The organism is uncultured Phycicoccus sp., assembly GCF_947495705.1.
Classification (GTDB): domain Bacteria; phylum Actinomycetota; class Actinomycetes; order Actinomycetales; family Dermatophilaceae; genus Phycicoccus.
On record NZ_CANLZR010000002.1, the window covers coordinates 364,813 to 383,210 of the forward strand.

18 protein-coding genes are annotated in these 18,398 nt (G+C 74.4%); 3 read left to right on the forward strand and 15 right to left on the reverse strand.

Annotated features, from left to right (window positions below; all coding sequences use genetic code 11):
• Positions 1–3: 3 nt before the first annotated feature.
• Positions 4–231 carry an RNA-binding S4 domain-containing protein gene (locus tag Q0963_RS04970; RefSeq protein ID WP_299443486.1) on the forward strand — a complete coding sequence of 76 codons (228 nt, stop codon included), beginning with the start codon at positions 4–6 and terminating at the stop codon, positions 229–231.
• Between the two features lie 382 nt (positions 232–613).
• Here Q0963_RS04970 and Q0963_RS04975 read toward each other — a convergent pair whose 3' ends face one another.
• The 3 genes from Q0963_RS04975 to groES form a co-directional block, all read right to left on the reverse strand.
• The gene (locus Q0963_RS04975) at positions 614–1,306 is read right to left on the reverse strand and encodes an aspartate/glutamate racemase family protein (protein WP_299443489.1); all 693 of its coding nucleotides are present in this window, start codon (positions 1,304–1,306) and stop codon (positions 614–616) included.
• A gap of 94 nt (positions 1,307–1,400) precedes the next feature.
• Complete coding sequence (gene groL, locus Q0963_RS04980; RefSeq protein ID WP_299443492.1) at positions 1,401–3,020, reverse strand: chaperonin GroEL; 1,620 nt, start codon at positions 3,018–3,020, stop codon at positions 1,401–1,403.
• A 129-nt stretch (positions 3,021–3,149) separates the two neighbouring features.
• Positions 3,150–3,443, reverse strand: a complete 294-nt coding sequence (groES, locus tag Q0963_RS04985) for a co-chaperone GroES (RefSeq protein WP_299443495.1) — start codon at positions 3,441–3,443, stop codon at positions 3,150–3,152.
• A 247-nt stretch (positions 3,444–3,690) separates the two neighbouring features.
• Between groES and Q0963_RS04990 the strand changes: the two genes are divergently transcribed.
• Positions 3,691–4,932, forward strand: coding sequence for a THUMP-like domain-containing protein (locus tag Q0963_RS04990; RefSeq protein ID WP_299443498.1), 1,242 nt, complete (start codon positions 3,691–3,693; stop codon positions 4,930–4,932).
• A gap of 108 nt (positions 4,933–5,040) precedes the next feature.
• Here Q0963_RS04990 and Q0963_RS04995 read toward each other — a convergent pair whose 3' ends face one another.
• The 5 genes from Q0963_RS04995 to Q0963_RS05015 all read right to left on the reverse strand — a co-directional run bounded on the left by Q0963_RS04995 (position 5,041) and on the right by Q0963_RS05015 (position 10,377).
• Complete coding sequence (locus tag Q0963_RS04995; protein WP_299443501.1) at positions 5,041–7,041, reverse strand: acyl-CoA dehydrogenase; 2,001 nt, start codon at positions 7,039–7,041, stop codon at positions 5,041–5,043.
• Positions 7,042–7,095: 54 nt separating this feature from the next.
• Positions 7,096–7,932: a PfkB family carbohydrate kinase gene (locus Q0963_RS05000; RefSeq protein WP_299443635.1), complete on the reverse strand. Its 837-nt coding sequence runs from the start codon at positions 7,930–7,932 to the stop codon at positions 7,096–7,098.
• Positions 7,926–8,882 (reverse strand): nucleoside hydrolase, encoded by a 957-nt coding sequence (locus tag Q0963_RS05005; RefSeq protein WP_299443505.1) that lies wholly within the window; start codon positions 8,880–8,882, stop codon positions 7,926–7,928. The genes Q0963_RS05000 and Q0963_RS05005 overlap by 7 nt, the downstream gene beginning before the upstream one ends.
• A gap of 101 nt (positions 8,883–8,983) precedes the next feature.
• Positions 8,984–9,556, reverse strand: a complete 573-nt coding sequence (locus Q0963_RS05010) for a maleylpyruvate isomerase family mycothiol-dependent enzyme (protein WP_299443508.1) — start codon at positions 9,554–9,556, stop codon at positions 8,984–8,986.
• A complete protein-coding gene (locus Q0963_RS05015; protein WP_299443511.1) occupies positions 9,553–10,377 on the reverse strand; it encodes an SRPBCC domain-containing protein in 825 nt (274 codons plus the stop codon). The genes Q0963_RS05010 and Q0963_RS05015 overlap by 4 nt, the downstream gene beginning before the upstream one ends.
• 91 nt (positions 10,378–10,468) lie before the next feature.
• Between Q0963_RS05015 and Q0963_RS05020 the strand changes: the two genes are divergently transcribed.
• Entirely contained in the window at positions 10,469–11,707 is a 1,239-nt protein-coding gene (locus Q0963_RS05020; protein WP_299443638.1) for a glycoside hydrolase family 3 N-terminal domain-containing protein, read from the forward strand.
• A gap of 93 nt (positions 11,708–11,800) precedes the next feature.
• Here the strand turns inward: Q0963_RS05020 and Q0963_RS05025 are convergent, their stop codons facing one another.
• The 7 genes from Q0963_RS05025 to alr all read right to left on the reverse strand — a co-directional run bounded on the left by Q0963_RS05025 (position 11,801) and on the right by alr (position 18,347).
• Complete coding sequence (locus tag Q0963_RS05025) at positions 11,801–13,255, reverse strand: hypothetical protein (RefSeq protein ID WP_299443513.1); 1,455 nt, start codon at positions 13,253–13,255, stop codon at positions 11,801–11,803.
• Between the two features lie 106 nt (positions 13,256–13,361).
• A complete protein-coding gene (tsaD, locus tag Q0963_RS05030) occupies positions 13,362–14,405 on the reverse strand; it encodes a tRNA (adenosine(37)-N6)-threonylcarbamoyltransferase complex transferase subunit TsaD (RefSeq protein ID WP_299443516.1) in 1,044 nt (347 codons plus the stop codon).
• Positions 14,398–14,889, reverse strand: coding sequence for a ribosomal protein S18-alanine N-acetyltransferase (gene rimI, locus Q0963_RS05035; RefSeq protein WP_299443519.1), 492 nt, complete (start codon positions 14,887–14,889; stop codon positions 14,398–14,400). The genes tsaD and rimI overlap by 8 nt, the downstream gene beginning before the upstream one ends.
• Positions 14,886–15,548: a tRNA (adenosine(37)-N6)-threonylcarbamoyltransferase complex dimerization subunit type 1 TsaB gene (gene tsaB, locus Q0963_RS05040; protein WP_299443523.1), complete on the reverse strand. Its 663-nt coding sequence runs from the start codon at positions 15,546–15,548 to the stop codon at positions 14,886–14,888. The genes rimI and tsaB overlap by 4 nt, the downstream gene beginning before the upstream one ends.
• Positions 15,542–16,030 (reverse strand): tRNA (adenosine(37)-N6)-threonylcarbamoyltransferase complex ATPase subunit type 1 TsaE, encoded by a 489-nt coding sequence (gene tsaE, locus Q0963_RS05045; RefSeq protein WP_299443526.1) that lies wholly within the window; start codon positions 16,028–16,030, stop codon positions 15,542–15,544. Before tsaE ends, tsaB begins: the two co-directional genes overlap by 7 nt.
• Positions 16,027–17,178 carry an alpha/beta fold hydrolase gene (locus Q0963_RS05050; protein ID WP_299443529.1) on the reverse strand — a complete coding sequence of 384 codons (1,152 nt, stop codon included), beginning with the start codon at positions 17,176–17,178 and terminating at the stop codon, positions 16,027–16,029. The genes tsaE and Q0963_RS05050 overlap by 4 nt, the downstream gene beginning before the upstream one ends.
• Positions 17,175–18,347, reverse strand: a complete 1,173-nt coding sequence (gene alr / locus Q0963_RS05055) for an alanine racemase (protein WP_299443532.1) — start codon at positions 18,345–18,347, stop codon at positions 17,175–17,177. The genes Q0963_RS05050 and alr overlap by 4 nt, the downstream gene beginning before the upstream one ends.
• Positions 18,348–18,398 lie beyond the last annotated feature (51 nt).

Below are 18,398 nucleotides of genomic sequence, written 5' to 3' on the forward strand. Positions count from 1 at the left end.
GCCATGACGTCCGAGCCGTTCGAGGTCCCCATCCGCGACGAGTCGATCAGGCTCGGCCAGCTCCTCAAGCTCGCCTCGCTCGTCGAGGACGGGGCGACCGCTCGCGAGGTCGTCGAGCGCGGGCTCGTCACCGTCAACGGTGATGTGGAGACCCGACGGGGTCGCCAGGTGCGCGTCGGCGACGTCGTCGGGCTGGACGGCGGGGAGAGCGTGCGGGTCGTCTCCGGCTGAGGCCGGCTGACCGGGCGGCGGGGAACGCACCCGGGTCGTGTACTTCGAGTGCCGTACGAGGACCGCGACCGTGCGGCCGGGTTCCTCGGCGACGTGTTCGGCTGGTCGGGGCGGCGAATGCAGGGGATGGGCTCCACGAGCGTGACCGCCGGTCCCGACCCACCTCGACGCGCGGACGCCGCCCGCCCTGAGGGCGGACGGCGTCCGGTCGTACGGGTCACCGGTCACCCGGTGACTTCAGGAGAGGCTCAGTGCCCGTGGCCGTGGCCGTGGCCACCGCCGGCGGCCGGCAGGTCGGGCTCGGCGACGTCGTGGCCCTGGACGGCGGCGACGCCGTCCGCGTCACGGCCGGCTGACCCCTCGCGGCGCGGGCCGAGCGCCGTCACCGGTCGCAGAGCCAGTCCACTCCCGCCGCCACGTGCAGGGCCGTCGTGTCGTAGAGCGGCACCTCGGTGTCGCCCTGATGGAGCAGCAGGCCGATCTCGGTGCAGCCGAGGACGACGGCCTCGGCGCCGTCGTCCGCGAGTCGCTGCAGGACGGCGCGGTAGGCCTCCCGGGACGCCGCCCGGACGACGTCGTGCACGAGCTCGTCGTAGATCACCTGGTGCACCAGCTCGCGGTCACCCACCCCGGGGACGACAACGTCGAGGCCCCGGTCCCGCAGCCGGGCGACGTAGAAGTCCTCCTCCATCGTGAACCGCGTCGCGAGGAGCCCCACCCGGCGCCGCCCGTCCGCGACGAGCGCGTCCGCGGTGGGGTCCGCGATGTGCAGCAGCGGGAGCCCGGCCGCGGCCTCGACCGCCCCCGAGACCTTGTGCATGGTGTTCGTCGCAAGCAGCAGCGCCTGCGCGCCCCCCGCGGCGAGCCCGGCCGCCGCGGCGCCGAGGATCCCGGCCGCTGCGTCCCAGTCGCCCGCGTGCTGCGCCTCGGCGACCGGGCCGAAGTCGACGCTGTGGACGAGCACCCGCGCCGAGTGCAGGCCCCCCAGCCGCGACGCCACCCCCTCGTTGAGGCCGCGGTAGTAGGCCTCGGTGCTCGTCCAGCTCATCCCCCCGAGGACGCCGAGCAGCCGCATACCCGCCAGCGTACGACGGACGCCGCCCGGCCCCAGGGGGCGGACGGCGTCCGGTCGTACGGGTCACCGGTCACCCGGTGACGTGAGGAGAGGCTCAGTGCCCGTGGCCGTGGCCGTGGCCACCGCCGGCGGCCGGCTCCTCGTCCTCCTTCTTCTCGACGACGAGGGTGTCGGTCGTCAGGACCATCGAGGCGATCGAGGCCGCGTTGCGCAGGGCGCTGCGGGTGACCTTGACCGGGTCGATGACCCCGGCCTTGACGAGGTCCTCGTACTCGCCCGTGGCGGCGTTGAGGCCCTGGCCCGACGAGAGCTCCTTGACCTTCGCCACGGCGACGTAGCCCTGCATGCCGGCGTTCTCGGCGATCCAGCGCAGCGGCTCGGCCGCGGCCTTGCGCACGATGTTCGCGCCGACGGCCTCGTCGCCCTCGAGCCCGAGACCCTCGATGACGCCGACCGCCTGGATGAGCGCGGAGCCACCGCCGGCGACGATGCCCTCCTCGATCGCCGCACGGGTCGCCGAGATGGCGTCCTCGATGCGGTGCTTCTTCTCCTTGAGCTCGACCTCGGTGTGCGCACCGACCTTGATGACGCAGACGCCGCCGGCGAGCTTGGCGAGGCGCTCCTGGAGCTTCTCGCGGTCCCAGTCGGAGTCGGTCCGCTCGATCTCCTGCTTGATCTGCGCGACGCGGGCGTCGACGTCGGCGTGCGCGCCGGAGCCGTCGATGATCGTCGTGTTGTCCTTGGTGACGACGACCCGGCGGGCCTGGCCCAGCGCCTCGAGCCCGACCTGGTCGAGCTTGAGGCCGACCTCCTCGGCGACGACCTGGCCGCCGGTGAGGACCGCGATGTCCTGGAGCATCGCCTTGCGGCGGTCCCCGAAGCCGGGAGCCTTGACGGCGACGACGTTGAACGTGCCGCGGATCTTGTTGACGACGAGCGTCGAGAGGGCCTCACCGTCGATGTCCTCGGCGATGACCAGGAGCGGCTTGCCGGCCTGGACGACCTTCTCGAGGACCGGGAGGACGTCGGCGATGGCCGAGATCTTGCCCTGGTTGACCAGGACGTAGGCGTCCTCGATGACGGCTTCCATGCGCTCGGGGTCCGAGACGAAGTACGGGGAGATGTAGCCCTTGTCGAACTGCATGCCCTCGGTGAACTCGAGCTCGGTGGAGGCGGTCGAGGACTCCTCGACGGTGATGACGCCGTCCTTGCCGACCTTGTCGAACGCGTCGGCGATCGTGGAGCCGATCTCCTGGTCCTGCGCGGAGAGCGAGGCCACCTGGGCGATCTCGTCCTTGGACTCGATCTCGCGGGCGGTCTCGAGCAGCCGCTCGGAGACGGCCTCGACGGCCTTGTCCATGCCGCGCTTGAGCCCGGACGGGGAGGCGCCGGCCGCGACGTTGCGCAGGCCCTCGTGCACCATCGCCTGGGCGAGGACGGTCGCGGTGGTCGTGCCGTCACCGGCGACGTCGTTGGTCTTGGTGGCGACCTCCTTCGCGAGCTGGGCGCCGAGGTTCTCGTAGGAGTCCTCGAGCTCGATCTCGCGAGCGATGGTGACGCCGTCGTTCGTGATCGTCGGGGCGCCCCACTTCTTGTCGATGACGACGTTGCGGCCCTTGGGGCCGAGCGTCACCTTGACGGCGTTCGCGAGGGCGTCGACGCCCCGCTCGAGCGCCTTGCGGGCGGAGTCGTTGAACTCCAGTTCCTTGGCCATTGATGTCCTTTGCTGGGGGTGACGGGCGGCGCGGTGGCGCCCGGCCCGTCGCGGGGTTCGCGGGTGGGTGCCGGACGCGTCCCGGCGGCACGAGGCCGCCGGGACGCGGTCACGGCGTCAGCGCGGTACTCAGGCGACGACGGCGAGAACGTCGCGCGCGGAGAGGATGAGGTACTCCTCGCCCTTGTGCTTGATCTCGGTGCCGCCGTACTTGCTGTAGATGACGCGGTCGCCGACCTGGACGTCGAGCGGGACTCGGTTGCCCTTGTCGTCGATGCGGCCGGGGCCGACTGCGAGGACCTCGCCCTCCTGGGGCTTCTCCTTCGCGGTGTCCGGAATGACAAGACCGGACGCGGTCGTCTGCTCGGCCTCGAGGCTCTTGATGACGATGCGGTCCTCGAGCGGCTTGATGGAAACCGACACGGTGTGCTCCTCCCCTTGCTGGGATGAGTCGAAGTGGACGGGGACTGCGCGCCCGGGCCGCTCTCGCCGTCGCGGGGGTCGATCCCGACCCGGGTGGCGCTGGCACTCGCCGTTGACGAGTGCCAATGGGGTAAATCTATGACCGGCGTTAGCACTCGGTCAACTCGAGTGCCAGCCGCGCGTCCCGGCCGACCCGGTGAGGGGCTGCGTGCCTCCCCCGCCGGGGCGGGTGGCAGGATGAGCGGCCGTGGACGTCGGCATCGTGCGAGCGCTGGGCTCCCCCGACGGGCAGAGCCTCCTCCGTTCCCTGCCACCGTACGACGACACCTCCGTCATCGCCCTCCAGGACCGGCTCCGCCGGGAGGGCCACGACCGGGCGCTCGTCGCGGCGGCCCTCACCCAGCAGCGTCTGCGGGCCCGGGCCGTGGCGAAGTTCGGCGAGTTCGCGAACGACCTCCTGTTCACGCCCGACGGCCTCGAGCAGGCCTCGCGGCTCGAGGTCGCGGCCACCCATGCCGGGCGCTACTACAACGCGAGCCTCGCGACGGTGCACGACCTCGGCTGCGGCATCGGCAGCGACGCCGTCGCGATGTCGGCGCTCGGGGTCACCGTCCAGGGCGTGGACATCGACCCCGTCACGGCGGCCGTCGCCGACGTCAACCTGCGCCCCTGGCCCGACTCTCGCGCCCGGGAGGGCATGGCCGAGGAGTTCGACCCTCCGCGCGACCCGCTGCGCTCGCGGGTCGGGGTGTGGCTCGACCCGGCCCGCCGCATCCCGGGGCGCACCGGCCGGCACGGCCGCATCAAGCGCGTCTTCCGGCTCGACGAGATCCGTCCGACGTGGGAGTTCGTCCTCCAGGTGGCGACGGCGGTGCCGGCCACCGGGGCGAAGCTCTCGCCGTCGATGCCGCACGACGCGATCCCGCTCGGGACCGAGGCCCAGTGGACCTCCTTCGGCGGCGAGGTCCTCGAGTGCGCCGTGTGGTGGGGGCCGTTGGCCTACCAGCCGGGCCGCACGGCGCGCATCCTGTCGCCGGGGGCCTCCCCCGTCGAGGTCGACGAGCGGATGGCCGAGCCGGACCCGCCGGTCGCGGCGAGCCCGGGCTCGATCGGGGCGTGGCTGTACGAGCCCGACCGGGCGGTGACCCAGGCGGGACTGCTCGGGGCCGTGACCGCCGCGACGCTGGGCAGCGAGGTCGAGAAGGGGCTCGGCTACGTGCTGTCCGAGGCCGAGGTCGACGTCCCGTTCGCCCGCCGGTACGCCGTGCTCGAGTCGATGCCGTTCTCGGTGAAGACGCTGCGCGCGTGGCTGGCCCAGCACGGCGTCACCGGCCTGACGATCAAGAAGCGGGGCGTCCGGCTCGACGACGACGAGCTGCGCCACCAGCTGAAGATCACCCGCAAGGCGGGCGACGGCGCGCAGGCGACGATCATCCTCACCCGGGTCGCCGGCCGGCAGACGGTCATCGTCGTCGACCCCGCCCCCTGACCGCGACCGCCTCTCCCCCGCGCTTTTCCCGACTTTTCAGGCCGGCGTCCGCCGCGTCTGGGCGTGTCGCTGCGCGACACGCCGACGCGAGGATGAGAAGTGGGGACGTCAGCCGACGAGGTCGCGGGCGCCGAGGACCTCGGCCGGGATGCCGAACGCCTCGACGAGCTCGCCGGCCACCGGCCGCAGCCGCCGGAGCACCTCCGAGACCTCCCGGGTGATGGCCTTCGACCGTGGCGCCGACAGCCGGCCGTGCTCGAGGAACCAGCCCCGGTCGGCCTCGATCGTCGTCAACGCGTACAGGTCGGACAGGGCGGTGAGGACGTCGCGCGCCGGCGACTCGGGCAGGGCGCGCACCCGCTCGACGAACGCCTCGAGCACGAGCCGCTCGACGTGCGAGCGGGCCGCCGCGATGACGTGGTCCTGGACGCGGCTGAACACCTCGCCGGTCGGGCGCCCGGCGTCGACCCCGGCCTTGAGGCGCCGCGCGACCCCCGCCAGCTGGTGCTCCTCGCGGAAGCGGAGCATCGCCAGCTGGTAGTCGGGGTCGAGCAGCCCGGCCTCCTGGTCCCAGCCGTCCCGGCCGCCGGGCAGGACGTCGCGGATCCGCTCCAGAAGCTGGTGTGCGGCCGTCCGCTCGATGACGGTCTCGACGGCGAGCCCGGTGACGAAGCGGACCATCCCGAACTGGTCGAGGTCCTCGAACTCCGAGGAGTAGTCGGTGAGCAGGCCCTTGGCGACGAGCTGGAGCAGCACGTGGTTGTCGCCCTCGAACGTCGCGAAGACGTCGGTGTCGGCCTTGAGCGCCGCGAACCGGTTGGCCGCGAGGTAGCCGGCGCCGCCGCACGCCTCACGGCACTCCTGGATGGTCCGCGTCGCGTGCCACGTGGCGAGCGCCTTGGTCCCGGCGGCCCGCGACTCCAGCGCCCGCCGGGCCCGGTCGTCGGCCTCGGGGGTGTCGGCCGAGAAGACCTCGTGGAGTTGGCGCGCGACCTCCTCCTGGGCGCAGGACAGCGCGTAGGTGCGCGCGAGCAGGGGAAGAAGCCGCCGCTGGTGCATCCCGTAGTCGAGGAGGAGGGTCTCCTCACCCTCCGTCGCGGACTCGAACTGGCGCCGCCGCAGGCCGTAGCGGATCGCGATCTCGAGCGCGACCTTCGAGGCCCCGACGGCCGCGCCGCCGATGCTGACCCGGCCCTGGACGAGCGTGCCGAGCATCGTGAAGAACCGGCGGTCGGGGTTCTCGATGCTCGACCGGTACGCCCCGTCGTCCTCGATGGACGCGAACCGGTCCAGGAGGTTGGCCCGTGGGACCCGGACGCCGTCGAACCAGATGCGGCCGTTGTCGACCCCTTCGAGGCCGAGCTTGGCGCCGCAGTCCTCGATGCGCACCCCGGGCAGGACCTCGCCGGCGGAGCGGATGGGGACCAGGACCGCATGCACCCCGTGCTGCTCCCCGGCCACCTCGAGCTGGGCGAAGACGACCGCGAGCTCGCCGTCCTCGGCGGCGTTGCCGATGTAGTCCTTGCGCGCGGAGTCGTCGGGGGTGGTCACGACGAGCTCGTCGGTGCCGGGGTCGTAGCGGGCGGTGGTCCCGATCGCCTGGACGTTGCTGCCGTGGCCCGTCTCGGTCATCGCGAAACAGCCGAGCAGGCGGCCCGAGAGGATGTCGGGGAGGTACGTGTCGTGGTGCCGCGCGGTCCCCAGCTGGAGCACCGCTCCCCCGAAGAGCCCGAACTGGACGCCGGACTTCACGAGCACCGAGAGGTCCCCGTACGCGAGGGTCTCGAACGAGGCGACCGAGGCCCCGATGTCGCCACCGCCGCCGTAGGCCGTGGGGAACCCGTGGACCGCCTGCCCCTGCCGGCCGATCTCGACGACGAGGTCGCGGACCCGTCGCCGCAGCTCGGCCCGCGGCAGGTCCACCCGCTCGTCGAGGATGGGCGCATGGTCGACGAGCCGCGCGCGCACGTCGTCGCGGACGGAGGCGTAGGGGCCGTCGAGGAACGCGCGCAGCGCGGCCGGATCGGCGACGAGCGGGGGTGGCGTCCGGGGGGCGTCGTCACCCGCGGATGGCGCGGGCGGGCGGGGGGCGGCGTCGGTGGAGGCCATGGACCACCCTTGCACGCCGGCCGGTCCAGGAGCACCGGTCGTGAGGAAGGTTACTCAGAGGTAGGGGTCGGGCTGGGCGCCCTCGCGGCGGACGGCCTCGGCCCCGGCGGCGAGGGCCGCGGCGAGCGCGGCGTCGGGGTCCGCCCCGCGTGCCAGGGCGGCCGCGAGCGCCCCGCAGAAGGCGTCCCCGGCTCCGGTGGTGTCCACGACGTCCGCGGCGGCGACCTCGACCGCCGGGCGGGTGCGACCGTCCCAGGAGGCCCCGTTGCCGCCGAACGTCACGAGCAGCGAGGCGGGCTGGGCGCCCGACTCGGCGAGCGCCTGCATCTCGTGCTCGTTCGCGACGAGGGGGTCGGCGAGCGCCACGACATCCGGCGGCAGCGCCTCGTACGGGGCGATGTTGAGCACGACCCGCGCCCCACGGCCGGCCGCCCGGCGAGCCGCGACGCAGACGACCGTCCGGGGCACCTCGAGCTGGAGGAGGAGGACGTCCCCGGGCCCGAGCGAGTCGACCGCGGCCACCTCGCGCTCGTCGAGCAGCGCGTTGGCCCCCGGGACGACGACGATCGCGTTCTCGCCGTCGTCGGAGATCTGGACGATCGCGTGGCCGCTCGGGGCGTCGGGGCACACCCGGACCCCCGCGACGTCGATGCCGAGCCCGCTGAGCCGGTGGAGGTAGGCCGCGCCCCCGGCGTCGTCACCCACGCACCCGACCATCGCCACGTCGGCGCCCGCCGCAGCCGCCGCGACGGCCTGGTTGGCGCCCTTGCCCCCGGCGAGACGGCGCAGCCCCTCCCCGAGCACGGTCTCGCCGGGGCGCGGGTGGCGCGCGACCCGGGTGACGAGGTCGACGTTGAGCGACCCGAGCACGACGACGCGGCCGGTCACCAGTCCTCACCCCCGACCGTGCGGAGCCAGACGTCGGCGATCCACGGACCGTTGATCTCGAGGGCGACGTCGACCTGCGCCGGGGCGAGACCGTGCGGGTCGTGGGCGAGGTCGCCGGTCCAGTCGCGGCGGTCCACGATGGTGCGCCCCCGGGTGAACGAGCCGGTGAGCTCGACCCGCACGGGCAGGCGCTCGGTGCGGACCGCGTCCGGGCAGACCAGCATCGCGACGGCCCCCGCGTCGCCGATGGTCGCCCCGCCGCTCGCGAACCGCCGGTGGTGGAACGAGACGAGCGCCGCACCCAGCTGGGCCGCTGCGCTGTCGATCTCGCGCAGCCTCGCCACGTGCTCGTCGGTGACCAGCGGGTCGTAGAACACGTCGAGGCCGTACATCGTCGCCGCGACCCCGTGGACGGCGCACGCGTCGAGGACGATGGCGGCCGCTTCCGGGTCGTGGAAGACGTTGAACTCCGCGGCCGCCGTCGCGTTGCTGACGTTGGCCCCGCCCCCCATGAAGACGATGCGGCCGATCCGGGCGAACACCGCCGGGTACAGCCGGGCGAACAGCGCGATGTTCGTCATCGGCGCCAGCGGAACGAGGGTCAGCGGCGTCCCGGCGTCGGCCGCCGCGGCCACGGTGTCGCGGAGCAGCTCGACGGCGAGCCGGGGGTCGGGCTCGAGCAGCGGGACGGGCAGGCCGAGGTCGGCCATCCCGTCGGAGCCGTGGACGTGCCGGGCGTCGACCGGGTCCTCCAGCAGCGGGCGGGCGGCGCCGACGCCGACGGGGACGTCGCGTCGCCCCACGAGCCCGAGCACGGTGAGCGTGTTGCGCACGACGTCGACGAGCGGGGCGTTGCCGCCGACGCACGAGACCGCCCGCAGGTCGAGCCCCGGATGGAGGGCCGCGAGGAGCAGGGCGCAGGCGTCGTCCACCCCGGTGTCCACGTCGAGCATCAGCGGAATCCCCGGCACACCCTCGATGATGGCGGATCCCGGGCGTCGCCGTTACCGGAACCCCGATACCGGCGCGCCGGCCGACCCGCGCTGCTGACGCCTCAGGCCCGCGCGCGGCGTCCGAGGAAGGCCGCGAGGCTGTCGGCGACGGTCGCCGCGCCCGTCGCGGCCCGGGCCGGCGCGAAGTTCGAGCCCCGCTGCGCGTCGTCGAGCAGCCCCCCGGCCAGCTGGAGGACGCTCGCCGCCTCGGGGTCCGTCAGCGCCGGCGCCCGCCCCATCGCGGTCGTCACGTCCCAGCCGTGGGCGGCGAGCTCGACGGCGCCGCTCTGGGCCGCGGCCATCGCCTGCCCCCGAACCCTCTCGTCGGCGCTGCCGGCGGCCTCCTGGATGGCGCTCGCCGCGCGCCGCAGCTGCGATCGGGCGCGCGCGACCGGATCGCCGGCCCCGGGCTCGGCGTCCGGCGGCGGGTCCAGGGAGAGCACTCCGGTGCGCGCGAGCCGAGCGAGGACGTGGGCGACGTCCGACACGTGCTCCACGAGGCGGCGGAGGTCCCACTCGGGGCACGGCGTGGACCGCGCGAGGTCCTCGTCGTCGCGCACCCCGTCGAGGGCGGTCAGCATCGCCGCGTGGCAGCTGTCGAAGCGCCGCACCGCCTCGCTCACGGAACCGCTCATGCCCCGGCCCCGGGGTGGTGGACGGCCGCCATCTCCCACGGTTGCTGGGGCAGGGCCTCGCCGGTCTCGAGGAGCGACTTGAGGTTCGCCAGGACGGCCGACCATCCGTGCGAGATCTGCTCGAGCGCGGTGACGTCGGCGAGGTTCTCGTGGACGACGTGGAGGCGGGTGATCCCGTTCCCGGCCTCGAGGGTGAACGTGACGACGGACGGGTCGGCACCGGGGAACTCCTGGGGTGCCTCGAAGGTGAAGCGGAGCCGCCGGGGCGGGTCCGCATCGAGCACCCGGCCGACGATGTCGTCCTTCCCTCCGTCGAGCGGCCGGTGGTGCCACGTGGCGCCGGCGGCCCAGTCGGACTCGTTGCGGTGGCCCCAGTACCGGGCGGTGAGGTCCGCGTCGGTCAGTGCCTGCCAGACCTGCTCGGGGGTGGCGCGGATGTAGGTGACGTAGACGTACTCGGGGACGGGCGGGGCGTGCGTGTCGGACATCGAGATCTCCTCAGCGGTGGTGCGGATGGTGTCGAGGGCGTGGAGGCGGGGCTCGTCGAAGACGGAGACCCACCGCTGCAGGACACGGCGGACGGGCCCGGGGTCCAGGTAGTGCAGCCGGAGCCGGCCGCTGCGGACGAGGACGACGAGGCCGGCCTCGACGAGGACGTCGACGTGCTGGGTGAGGGACTGCCGGGCCATGCCGACCCCCTCGCCGAGCGCCGTCAGCGTGAGCCCGTTGTCGGCGCGCAGCCGGTCGAGGACGGCCCGGCGGGTCGGGTCGGCGAGGGCCTTGAACACCCGGTCCGTCACGTCGTCGTCGGTCTCCTGCATTCACCCATCATGCAGGTAACCACCTGCCTATTGTCAAGCGGCGTCCGATTCCCGACTTCCGGGGCTCCTCGCGTAGCGTCGTCGGGTGACCATGCGCCCCACCCTCGACCGCCCCCGTCGCGCCGCCCTGGCGCTCACCGGCACCCTGGCCGTCGCTCTCGCCGGCTGCTCGGCAGGCACCCCCACCGCGGCGCCGTCGACGACCCCGCCCGTCGCGACGCCGACCACGACGAGCCCGTCCCCCACCCCCACGGCGAGCTGCGCCGAGGCGACGCTGGACTCGCTCGACGAGGACCAGCGGATCGGCCAGCTGCTCATGGTGGGCTTCGACACCAACGCCGCGCTCGACTCCCTCGACGATGCCATCACCGACGGCCACGTCGGCAACGTCATCTACCTCGGCGGCTGGGACGGGGCGGACAAGGTGACGAGCACCTCCGAGCACCTCCAGGGCCTGGTGGGCGAGGCGGCGACCGGGGACATCGGGCTGATGATCGCCGCCGACCAGGAGGGTGGCGAGGTCCACCAGCTGCGCGGCACCGGCTTCACCCGACCGCCGTCGGCGAGCGAGCAGGCGCAGATGTCGTCGTCGGCCCTGACCGAGGCCGCCACCGGGTGGGCGAAGGAGCTCAAGGCGACCGGGGTCAACGTCAACCTCGCACCCGTCACCGACACGGTGCCCGCCGACATCGGCCGGGCCAACGAGCCGATCGGCAAGTGGGGCCGGCAGTACGGGTCGGACCCGGCGACGGTCGAGAAGGCGTCGACGGCGTTCATCGACGGGATGCTCGCCGGCGGGGTCGAGGCGACGGTCAAGCACTTCCCCGGGCTCGGGCGTATCCGCAACAACACCGACTTCAGCTCGACCGGCATCACCGACGACGTGACGACCGCGGACGACCCGTACCTCGACCCGTTCCGGGCCGGGGTGGATGCCGGCGCCGGGCTCGTCATGGTCGGGTCGGCCGAGTACTCGAAGATCGACCCGGGGGTGCCGGCGATGTTCTCGAGCACCATCGTCACCGACCTGCTGCGCGAGGACCTGGGGTTCGACGGCGTCGTCATCACCGACGACGTCAACGCCGAGGCGGTCAAGGGCACGGCGCCGCCCGAGCGGGCGGTCAAGGTCATCGCTGCCGGTGGCGACATGGTGCTCACCGGCGACGCCTCGGTGGCCCCCGAGATGGCCGCGGCGATCGCCGAGCGGGCGGGCTCCGACGAGGACTTCGCGGACCAGGTGACCGCGTCGGTGCTGCGGGTGCTGGAGCTCAAGGACCGGATGGGCCTGCTGCCCTGCTCCTCCTCGTCCTCGTCCGCCGACTCGGACTGAGACCGACCCCGCTTTCCCGACTTTTCAGGCTCCCGTCCGCGCGACACCCCGCCACCGCGGGGTTTCGCGCGGACCCCGGCATGAGAAGTGGGGTCAGCGGGGCCAGACGATCGAGACCTCGGCGGGCGCTCCCGGCCCGCCGCTGCGTCGCGTGCGGTACTCGGGGACCCCGACGCAGGTCCACAGCAGACAGGCGACGTCCTCACCGAGAAGGGCCGGGATGTCGGTGTCGCGGAACGTCATCCCCGACGCGCCGAGCCCCATCGCCACGGCCGCGAGGTGGAGGCGACCCTCGACGAGCCCCGCCTCGAGCTGCACCTCGCGGTAGTGGTGGTCGTCGACGGTCGTGAGGTCGACGCCCGAGATCGCGACGAAGGCGGCGTCCCGCGGGAGCCCCTGCTCCAGGGACGCCCGGTACAGCTCGTCACGCAGCGCCCCCTCCGCGACTGCCCGTACGGGGTCGTCGAGGTCGGGCCAGCGATGCACGCCGGCCGCGACGCCGTCCACGGCGTTGGTGGCGACCCAGTGCGGCACCTCGGCGCCGCGCATCGAGACGGCCATCGCGTCGACGAGCGCGGTGCGCGGCACCGACGCGTCAGGGCGCATCCGCCGCATCGAGCCCTTCCGGAGCACCACGTCCTCGATCGGCGCCTCGTCGTGGGCGGCGTCGACCAGGGCCACGGACGCGCCCCGCGGGCGTTCCGGCCCGAGGGCGGTGCGGCGTCCGGCCCGTTGCGCGGCCGTCACGAGGGGGAAGACGACCCCGTCCCGGTCGTGCCGGCCCGCCATCGCGTCACCCGTGGGGTGCAGAGCCGGGTCGCCGGTCCCGAAGGCGACGACGGCCACCGGCCACTCCCGCAGCGAGTCCGCCCCGACGAGAACGGCGACCTCGTCGTCGGCGAACTCCGTGAAGAGCCGCGCGCCCAGCCCGGCGGAGTCGGAGGCGGCCAGCAGGTGCGACAGCATCGTCCCGGCGTCCCAGTAGACGTGGCGGAAGCCGCGCTCCCGGTAGCGCCAGCCGGTGCGCCACGGCACGCCGGTGACGACGACGGTCGGCGCGGCGCCGTGGGGTGGGGGGCCGACCGTCACGAGCGCGTGGGCCTCGGGGTCGTACCAGTGCACCCCGGCCGGCAGCCCGCCGCCGACCCCGTGCGGCACCGCCACGTAGAGCTCGAGCGGGAATCGGCCCCCGGCCGAGCCGGCCGCGCGGAACAGGTGACGCACCCCGCTGCGCTCCGAGGTCCGGGTCACTCCGCCGGCGAGGAACAGCACGCGGGCCAGGGCCGCGAGGTCGGTCTCGCGCGGCTCGACCGCGGCCGTGCCGGCGAGCACATCGAGCGCGGGCACGGTCGACCCCGGCAGGTCCGTGGGCAGGAGCAGCCGGTCGAGGTCCTCGTCGTAGGCCTTGTACGGCAGAGGGCGCCGGGCCGCGTCGTTGACCGCGAGCTCGCGGACGATGCGGTCGTCGTCGAGAGGCTCGGTCCACTCCCGGTCCGGCTGGTAGCTCGTGAGCCGGTGCAGCAGCTGCGTGGCGGTCTCGTCGGCCATGCCCCCATCTTCCCCACTTTTCATGCCAGCGTCCGCGCCGGGCCCCGCTCCTGCGGGGTGTCGCGCGGACGCGAGCATGAAAAGTCGGGAAAGGCGGGGGGTCGGGTCAGGCGGAGACGTCGGTGACGGGCATCGAGGAGTCGGCCGGGATGCCGAGGTCGGACGCCGGCCGGCCCTTGAGGACCATCTGGGCTCCCAGCGCGGCCACCATCGCGCCGTTGTCGGTGCACAGGCCCGGCCGGGGCACCCGCAGCTCGATCCCCGCGTCGTCGCACCGCTCCTGGGCCATCGCGCGGAGCCGGGAGTTGGCCGCCACTCCCCCGCCGATCTGCAGGTGGCCGACGCCGTGCTCCCGGCAGGCCAGGATCGCCTTGCGGGTCAGGACGTCGGTGACGGCCTCCTGGAAGCTGGCGGCGACGTCCGCCACCGGGACGGCCTCCCCCGCAGCCTCCCGGGCGGCCACCCAGCGCGACACGGCGGTCTTGAGCCCCGAGAACGAGAAGTCGAACCGGTGCCGCTCCATGTCCCGACCGGTCGTCAGCCCGCGCGGGAAGTCGATGACGACCGCACCGTCGCGGGCGGCCCGGTCGATGTGCGGCCCCCCGGGGAACGGCAGCCCGAGCACCCGCGCGACCTTGTCGAAGGCCTCCCCCGCCGCGTCGTCGATCGTCGAGCCGAGGCTGCGGACGTCGTGGGTGACGTCCGGGACGAGGAGCAGCGAGGAGTGGCCGCCGGAGACGAGCATCGCGAGGGTCGGCTCCGGCAGCGGCCCGTGCTCGACGATGTCGACGGCGACGTGGCTCGCGAGGTGGTTGACGCCGTGAAGGGGGACGCCGAGGGCCAGCGCGAGAGCCTTGGCGGACGCGACCCCGACCATGAGCGCCCCGGCGAGCCCCGGCCCCGCGGTCACCGCGACCGCGTCGACGTCGCGCAGGGTCACCCCGGCCTCGCGGCACGCGCGCTCGATGGTCGGCACCATCGCCTCGAGGTGGGCGCGGCTCGCGACCTCGGGGACGACGCCGCCGAACCGCGCGTGCTCGTCGACGCTGCTCGCGATCGCGTCGAAGAGCAGCGTCTCGCCACGGACCAGCCCGACCCCGGTCTCGTCGCAGGAGGTCTCGATGCCGAGGACCAGGGGTGCGTCAGCCATCGGAGGCTCCGTTCGGGGACAACGACTTACGCATGACGAGGGCGTCCACCGAGCCGGGCTGGTAGTAGCCGCGACGCCGGCTGAGGACGACGAAGCCCCGGCCCTCGTACAGCGCGACCGCGGCGGTGTTGTCGGCCCGGACCTCGAGCATGAGGTGCCCCGCTCCGCGAGCCGCCGCGCGCCGCTCGAGCTCGTCGACCAGGGCCCGGCCGAGGCCACGGCCGCGAGCCGCCGGTGCGACCGCCACGGTCATGACGTCGGACACCTCGCCGCCGTGGTCGAGGCCGCCGTAGCCGGCGACGCCGGAGCCGTCGGCCACCACGACGTAGTCGCGGCGGGGACGGGCCCCCAGCTCGGCCCACCAGGACGCCTCGGACCAGGCGTCGTGCGGGAAGAGGTCGGCCTCCAGCGCGGCGAGCGCGGGGACGTCGGTCCAGCGGGCGTCGCGCATCGCCGGGCCGGCCGGTACCGGGGCGGCGCTCATCGGGCGGCCCGCTCGGCCGTGGTGAGGGCGTCCGGGCGGCGCAGGTACAACGGCTCGACCGGCATCGGGGCACCGGCCGCGAGGCGTCGCCGCGCGACGGCGGCGAGCCGCGCGGGGTCGACGTCGAGCACATCGGGGAGCACCGCGGGGAAGGCGTCGGGGTACAGCAGGGCTCCGCGTCCGGCGGTGGGCAGCGCCCGCGTGTCCTCGGGGATGGTCGCGGCGGGCTCGACGGCGGGGGGCGTCAGCGCGCGGGCCCCGTCCTCGGCCCGCGCGTACCGCGCCCAGTAGACCTCGCGGCGGCGTGCGTCGGTGGCGACGAGGACCTCGTCGGCGTCGGTGGCCGCGAGCGCCTGCTCGGCGAGCACGTCGAGGCTGCACACCCCGTGGACCGGCACACCGAGCGCGTACCCCATCGTGACGGCGGTGACGAGGCCGACGCGCAGCCCGGTGAACGGCCCCGGCCCCGTGCCGACCGCGATGTCGGTGAGGTCACGAGGGGTCGAGCCGGCCTGCTCGAGCGCCCGCGCCACGAGCGGGGCGAGGTGCTCGGTATGGGCGCGGGCGTCGAGGACGACGGAGGTGACGGGGTCGGCGCCGTCCCGGTGCACGGCGACGCCGATGGCGGTCGTCGCGGTGTCGATGGCGAGGATCAGCACGGCACACCCCCGAGCCCGGCCAGGACATCGGGCTGCCCGGTCCAGCGGGCACCGACCCCGCTGACCGTCGCGGCCCGCTCCTCGGTGTCGACGTCGACGTCGAGGACGACCTCGAGCCGGTCCTCGGCCAGCCCTTCGGCGAGCCCGTGGCCCCACTCGACGACGGTGACGCTCTGCTCGAGCGAGGCGTCGAGGTCGAGGTCGTCGAGCTCGAGCGCACCACCGAGCCGGTACGCGTCGACATGCACGAGCGCGGGCCCCCCGACCGTCGAGGGGTGCACGCGGGCGATGACGAACGTCGGGGACGTGACGGCGCCGCGCACCTCGAGCGCGGCACCGAGCCCCTGCGTGAGCGTCGTCTTGCCGGCGCCGAGGGTGCCGGTGAGCACGAGCAGGTCGCCGGCTCGCAGCAGGCGGCCGAGCGCGGCACCGAGGGCCCGGGTGTCCTCCGGTGTCGGGAGGGCGACCCGCACCGCGGTCACGACGCCCTCCCCCGGCGCGGCCGCGCGCCCCGGCGCTTCTTCGACATGTCCCTGATCGTGCGGCGCACCCGTGGCTTCTCGCTGACGTCCACACCCTCCACGACGGCCCGCTGCGCACGTCGCACGAGCTTGAGCAGCTGGTCGGTGACGACGCCCGGGTGCTCGAGCATGATGATGTGGCCGGCGTCCTCGAGGAGCACGTGCTCGGCACCCGGGACGTGGCGCAGGATCTCCTCCGAGTGCGACGCCGGGGTGATGAGGTCGCCGCTGCCGTTCATCACGAGGGTCTCGACGCCGTGCAGGGCCCCGAGGGACGGGGTGAGGTCGAGGGCGTCCATGTGCGGCAGGAAGGCCGCCATCACCTCGAAGGAGGTGTCGAAGATCATCTCCGCCACGAGGTCGACCAGGGCCGGGCTGACCGGCGAGTCGAACGCCCACCGCTCGACGACGACGTCCTGCACGCCCTTGCCCATCTTGCGCAGGAGCCCGATCGGCCCGGCGTGCCGCGAGAGCCGGGTGAGCACGCCGGGCCCGATCGACCCCACGACCTTGCCGACCATCGGACCCAGCCCGAGCTGGGTGACCTCCTGCCCTCCGGAGCTCGTCGACACCAGCGCGACGGCGAGCACCCGGTCGCGCACGATGTCGGGGTGCTGCCCCGCGAACGACATGACGCTCATGCCGCCCATCGAGTGCCCGATGAGGACGACCGGGCCGGACCCGCACGTGGCGGCGAGCACCTGCGCGAGGTCCTTGCCGAGACGGTCGACGGTGCAGGACGCCAGGTCCGGGTGGCCGGAGCGCCCGTGCCCCCGCTGGTCGTAGCTGACGACGCGCAGGCCCTCGTGGATCAGGGCCCGACGCTGGAGGACCCAGGACTGCATCGTCAGGGCGAACCCGTGCACGAGGACGACCGTCGGGGCACGGCCGGCGAGGTGGCGGCGTCCGCGGCTGCCGGACTCCGGGGCGTCGATCTCGACGTGCAGGTCGACGCCGTCGTCGGTCGTGACGACGAGCGCCTCTGTGGGTGTGTGGCTCCACCTCTCGGCGGCGCCGGCGTCGCGGTACGGGGAGCGCGCGCGCCGGACCCGGGCACCGACCGCATCGGCGGCCGAGCCCAGGGCGGCGAGACCGGGCACGCTGGTCATCGGGGCTCGCCGCCGATGACCGCGCGGGGCAGGCGGGGCGCCATCCGGGTGACGATCTCGTAGTTGATGGTGTCGGCGGCCTCGGCCCAGTCCTGGGCGGTCGGCTCGCCGTCGGCGCCGCGGCCGAGGACGACGACCTCGTCGCCGGGGGCGCCGTCGAAGCCCGGCCCGAGGTCGAGCATCACCTGGTCCATGCAGACCCGTCCGGCGATGGTGTGGCGCCGACCCCGGACCTGGAGCGGGCCCCGGTTGCCCGCATGCCGCGGGATGCCGTCGGCGTACCCCATCGGCACGAGCCCGAGGACGGTGTCGCGCGCGGTCGTGTACTCGTGGCCGTAGCTGACGCCCTGCCCGGCCCGCGCCCGCTTCACCTGGGTGAGCCGCGCGGTGACCCGCATCGCCTCGCGGAGGCCGAAGTCGGCGGGGGTGCCGAGGTCGGGCACCGGCGAGAGGCCGTAGACGGCCAGGCCGGGCCGCACGAGGTCGAAGTGCGCCGACGGGTTGGTGAGCGTCGCCGCGGAGTTCGCGAGGTGGCGCAGGCCGGGGTCGACCCCGGCGCGCTCGAGCTCGGCGAGAGCCTCGACGTACCGCTCCTGCTGGGCGCGGACGGTCGGATGCCGGGGTGCGTCGGCCCACGCGAAGTGCGACCAGGTGCCGGTGACCTCGACCGCGCCGTCGGCCACGGCCCGGGCGAGGGCGACGGTGAACTCCGGCCAGTCGGTGAGGACCCCACCGCGACCGAGCCCGGTGTCGACCTTGACCTGGACGCGGGCCGGGCGGCCACGCTCCCGGGCCGCAGCGACGGCGGTCTCGAGGTTCCAGCGGCTCCCGACCGTCACCTCGATCCGCGCGTCGAGTGCGGCGCGCACGTCGGCCTGGGGCGGGTAGATCCAGGTGAGCAGCGGCGCGTCGACCCCCGCGGCCCGCACCGCGAGCGCCTCGTCGAGCTGAGCCACGCCCAGCCAGGCCGCACCGCCGGCGAGGGCCGCCCGGGCGGCCGTCACGAGCCCGTGGCCGTAGGCGTCGGCCTTGACGACCGCCATGACCTGGGCCGGTGCGGCCCGCCGCACGAGCTCGGCGACGTTGTCGCGGATGGCGGACGCGTCGACGGTGACCCACGCAGAAGCACCCGCGGTCGCGGGTGCGGAGGCGGCAGGAGCGTCGGTCATGGGCCGGACCATTCTAGGACCGGCCGCCCCACCTCGGGTCCGGCAGGTCGC

Excerpts from the sequence above, each read along its gene's own strand:
- Q0963_RS04970 (WP_299443486.1), top strand. The coding sequence starts at position 4 with ATGACGTCCGAGCCGTTCGAGGTCCCCATCCGCGACGAGTCGATCAGG.
- Q0963_RS04975 (WP_299443489.1), bottom strand. The coding sequence starts at position 1,306 with ATGCGGCTGCTCGGCGTCCTCGGGGGGATGAGCTGGACGAGCACCGAG.
- groL (WP_299443492.1), bottom strand. The coding sequence starts at position 3,020 with ATGGCCAAGGAACTGGAGTTCAACGACTCCGCCCGCAAGGCGCTCGAG.
- Q0963_RS04995 (WP_299443501.1), bottom strand. The coding sequence starts at position 7,041 with ATGGCCTCCACCGACGCCGCCCCCCGCCCGCCCGCGCCATCCGCGGGT.
- Q0963_RS05005 (WP_299443505.1), bottom strand. The coding sequence starts at position 8,882 with ATGCTCGACGTGGACACCGGGGTGGACGACGCCTGCGCCCTGCTCCTC.
- Q0963_RS05010 (WP_299443508.1), bottom strand. The coding sequence starts at position 9,556 with ATGAGCGGTTCCGTGAGCGAGGCGGTGCGGCGCTTCGACAGCTGCCAC.
- Q0963_RS05015 (WP_299443511.1), bottom strand. The coding sequence starts at position 10,377 with ATGCAGGAGACCGACGACGACGTGACGGACCGGGTGTTCAAGGCCCTC.
- Q0963_RS05020 (WP_299443638.1), top strand. The coding sequence starts at position 10,469 with ATGCGCCCCACCCTCGACCGCCCCCGTCGCGCCGCCCTGGCGCTCACC.
- Q0963_RS05025 (WP_299443513.1), bottom strand. The coding sequence starts at position 13,255 with ATGGCCGACGAGACCGCCACGCAGCTGCTGCACCGGCTCACGAGCTAC.
- tsaD (WP_299443516.1), bottom strand. The coding sequence starts at position 14,405 with ATGGCTGACGCACCCCTGGTCCTCGGCATCGAGACCTCCTGCGACGAG.
- rimI (WP_299443519.1), bottom strand. The coding sequence starts at position 14,889 with ATGAGCGCCGCCCCGGTACCGGCCGGCCCGGCGATGCGCGACGCCCGC.
- Q0963_RS05050 (WP_299443529.1), bottom strand. The coding sequence starts at position 17,178 with ATGACCAGCGTGCCCGGTCTCGCCGCCCTGGGCTCGGCCGCCGATGCG.
- alr (WP_299443532.1), bottom strand. The coding sequence starts at position 18,347 with ATGACCGACGCTCCTGCCGCCTCCGCACCCGCGACCGCGGGTGCTTCT.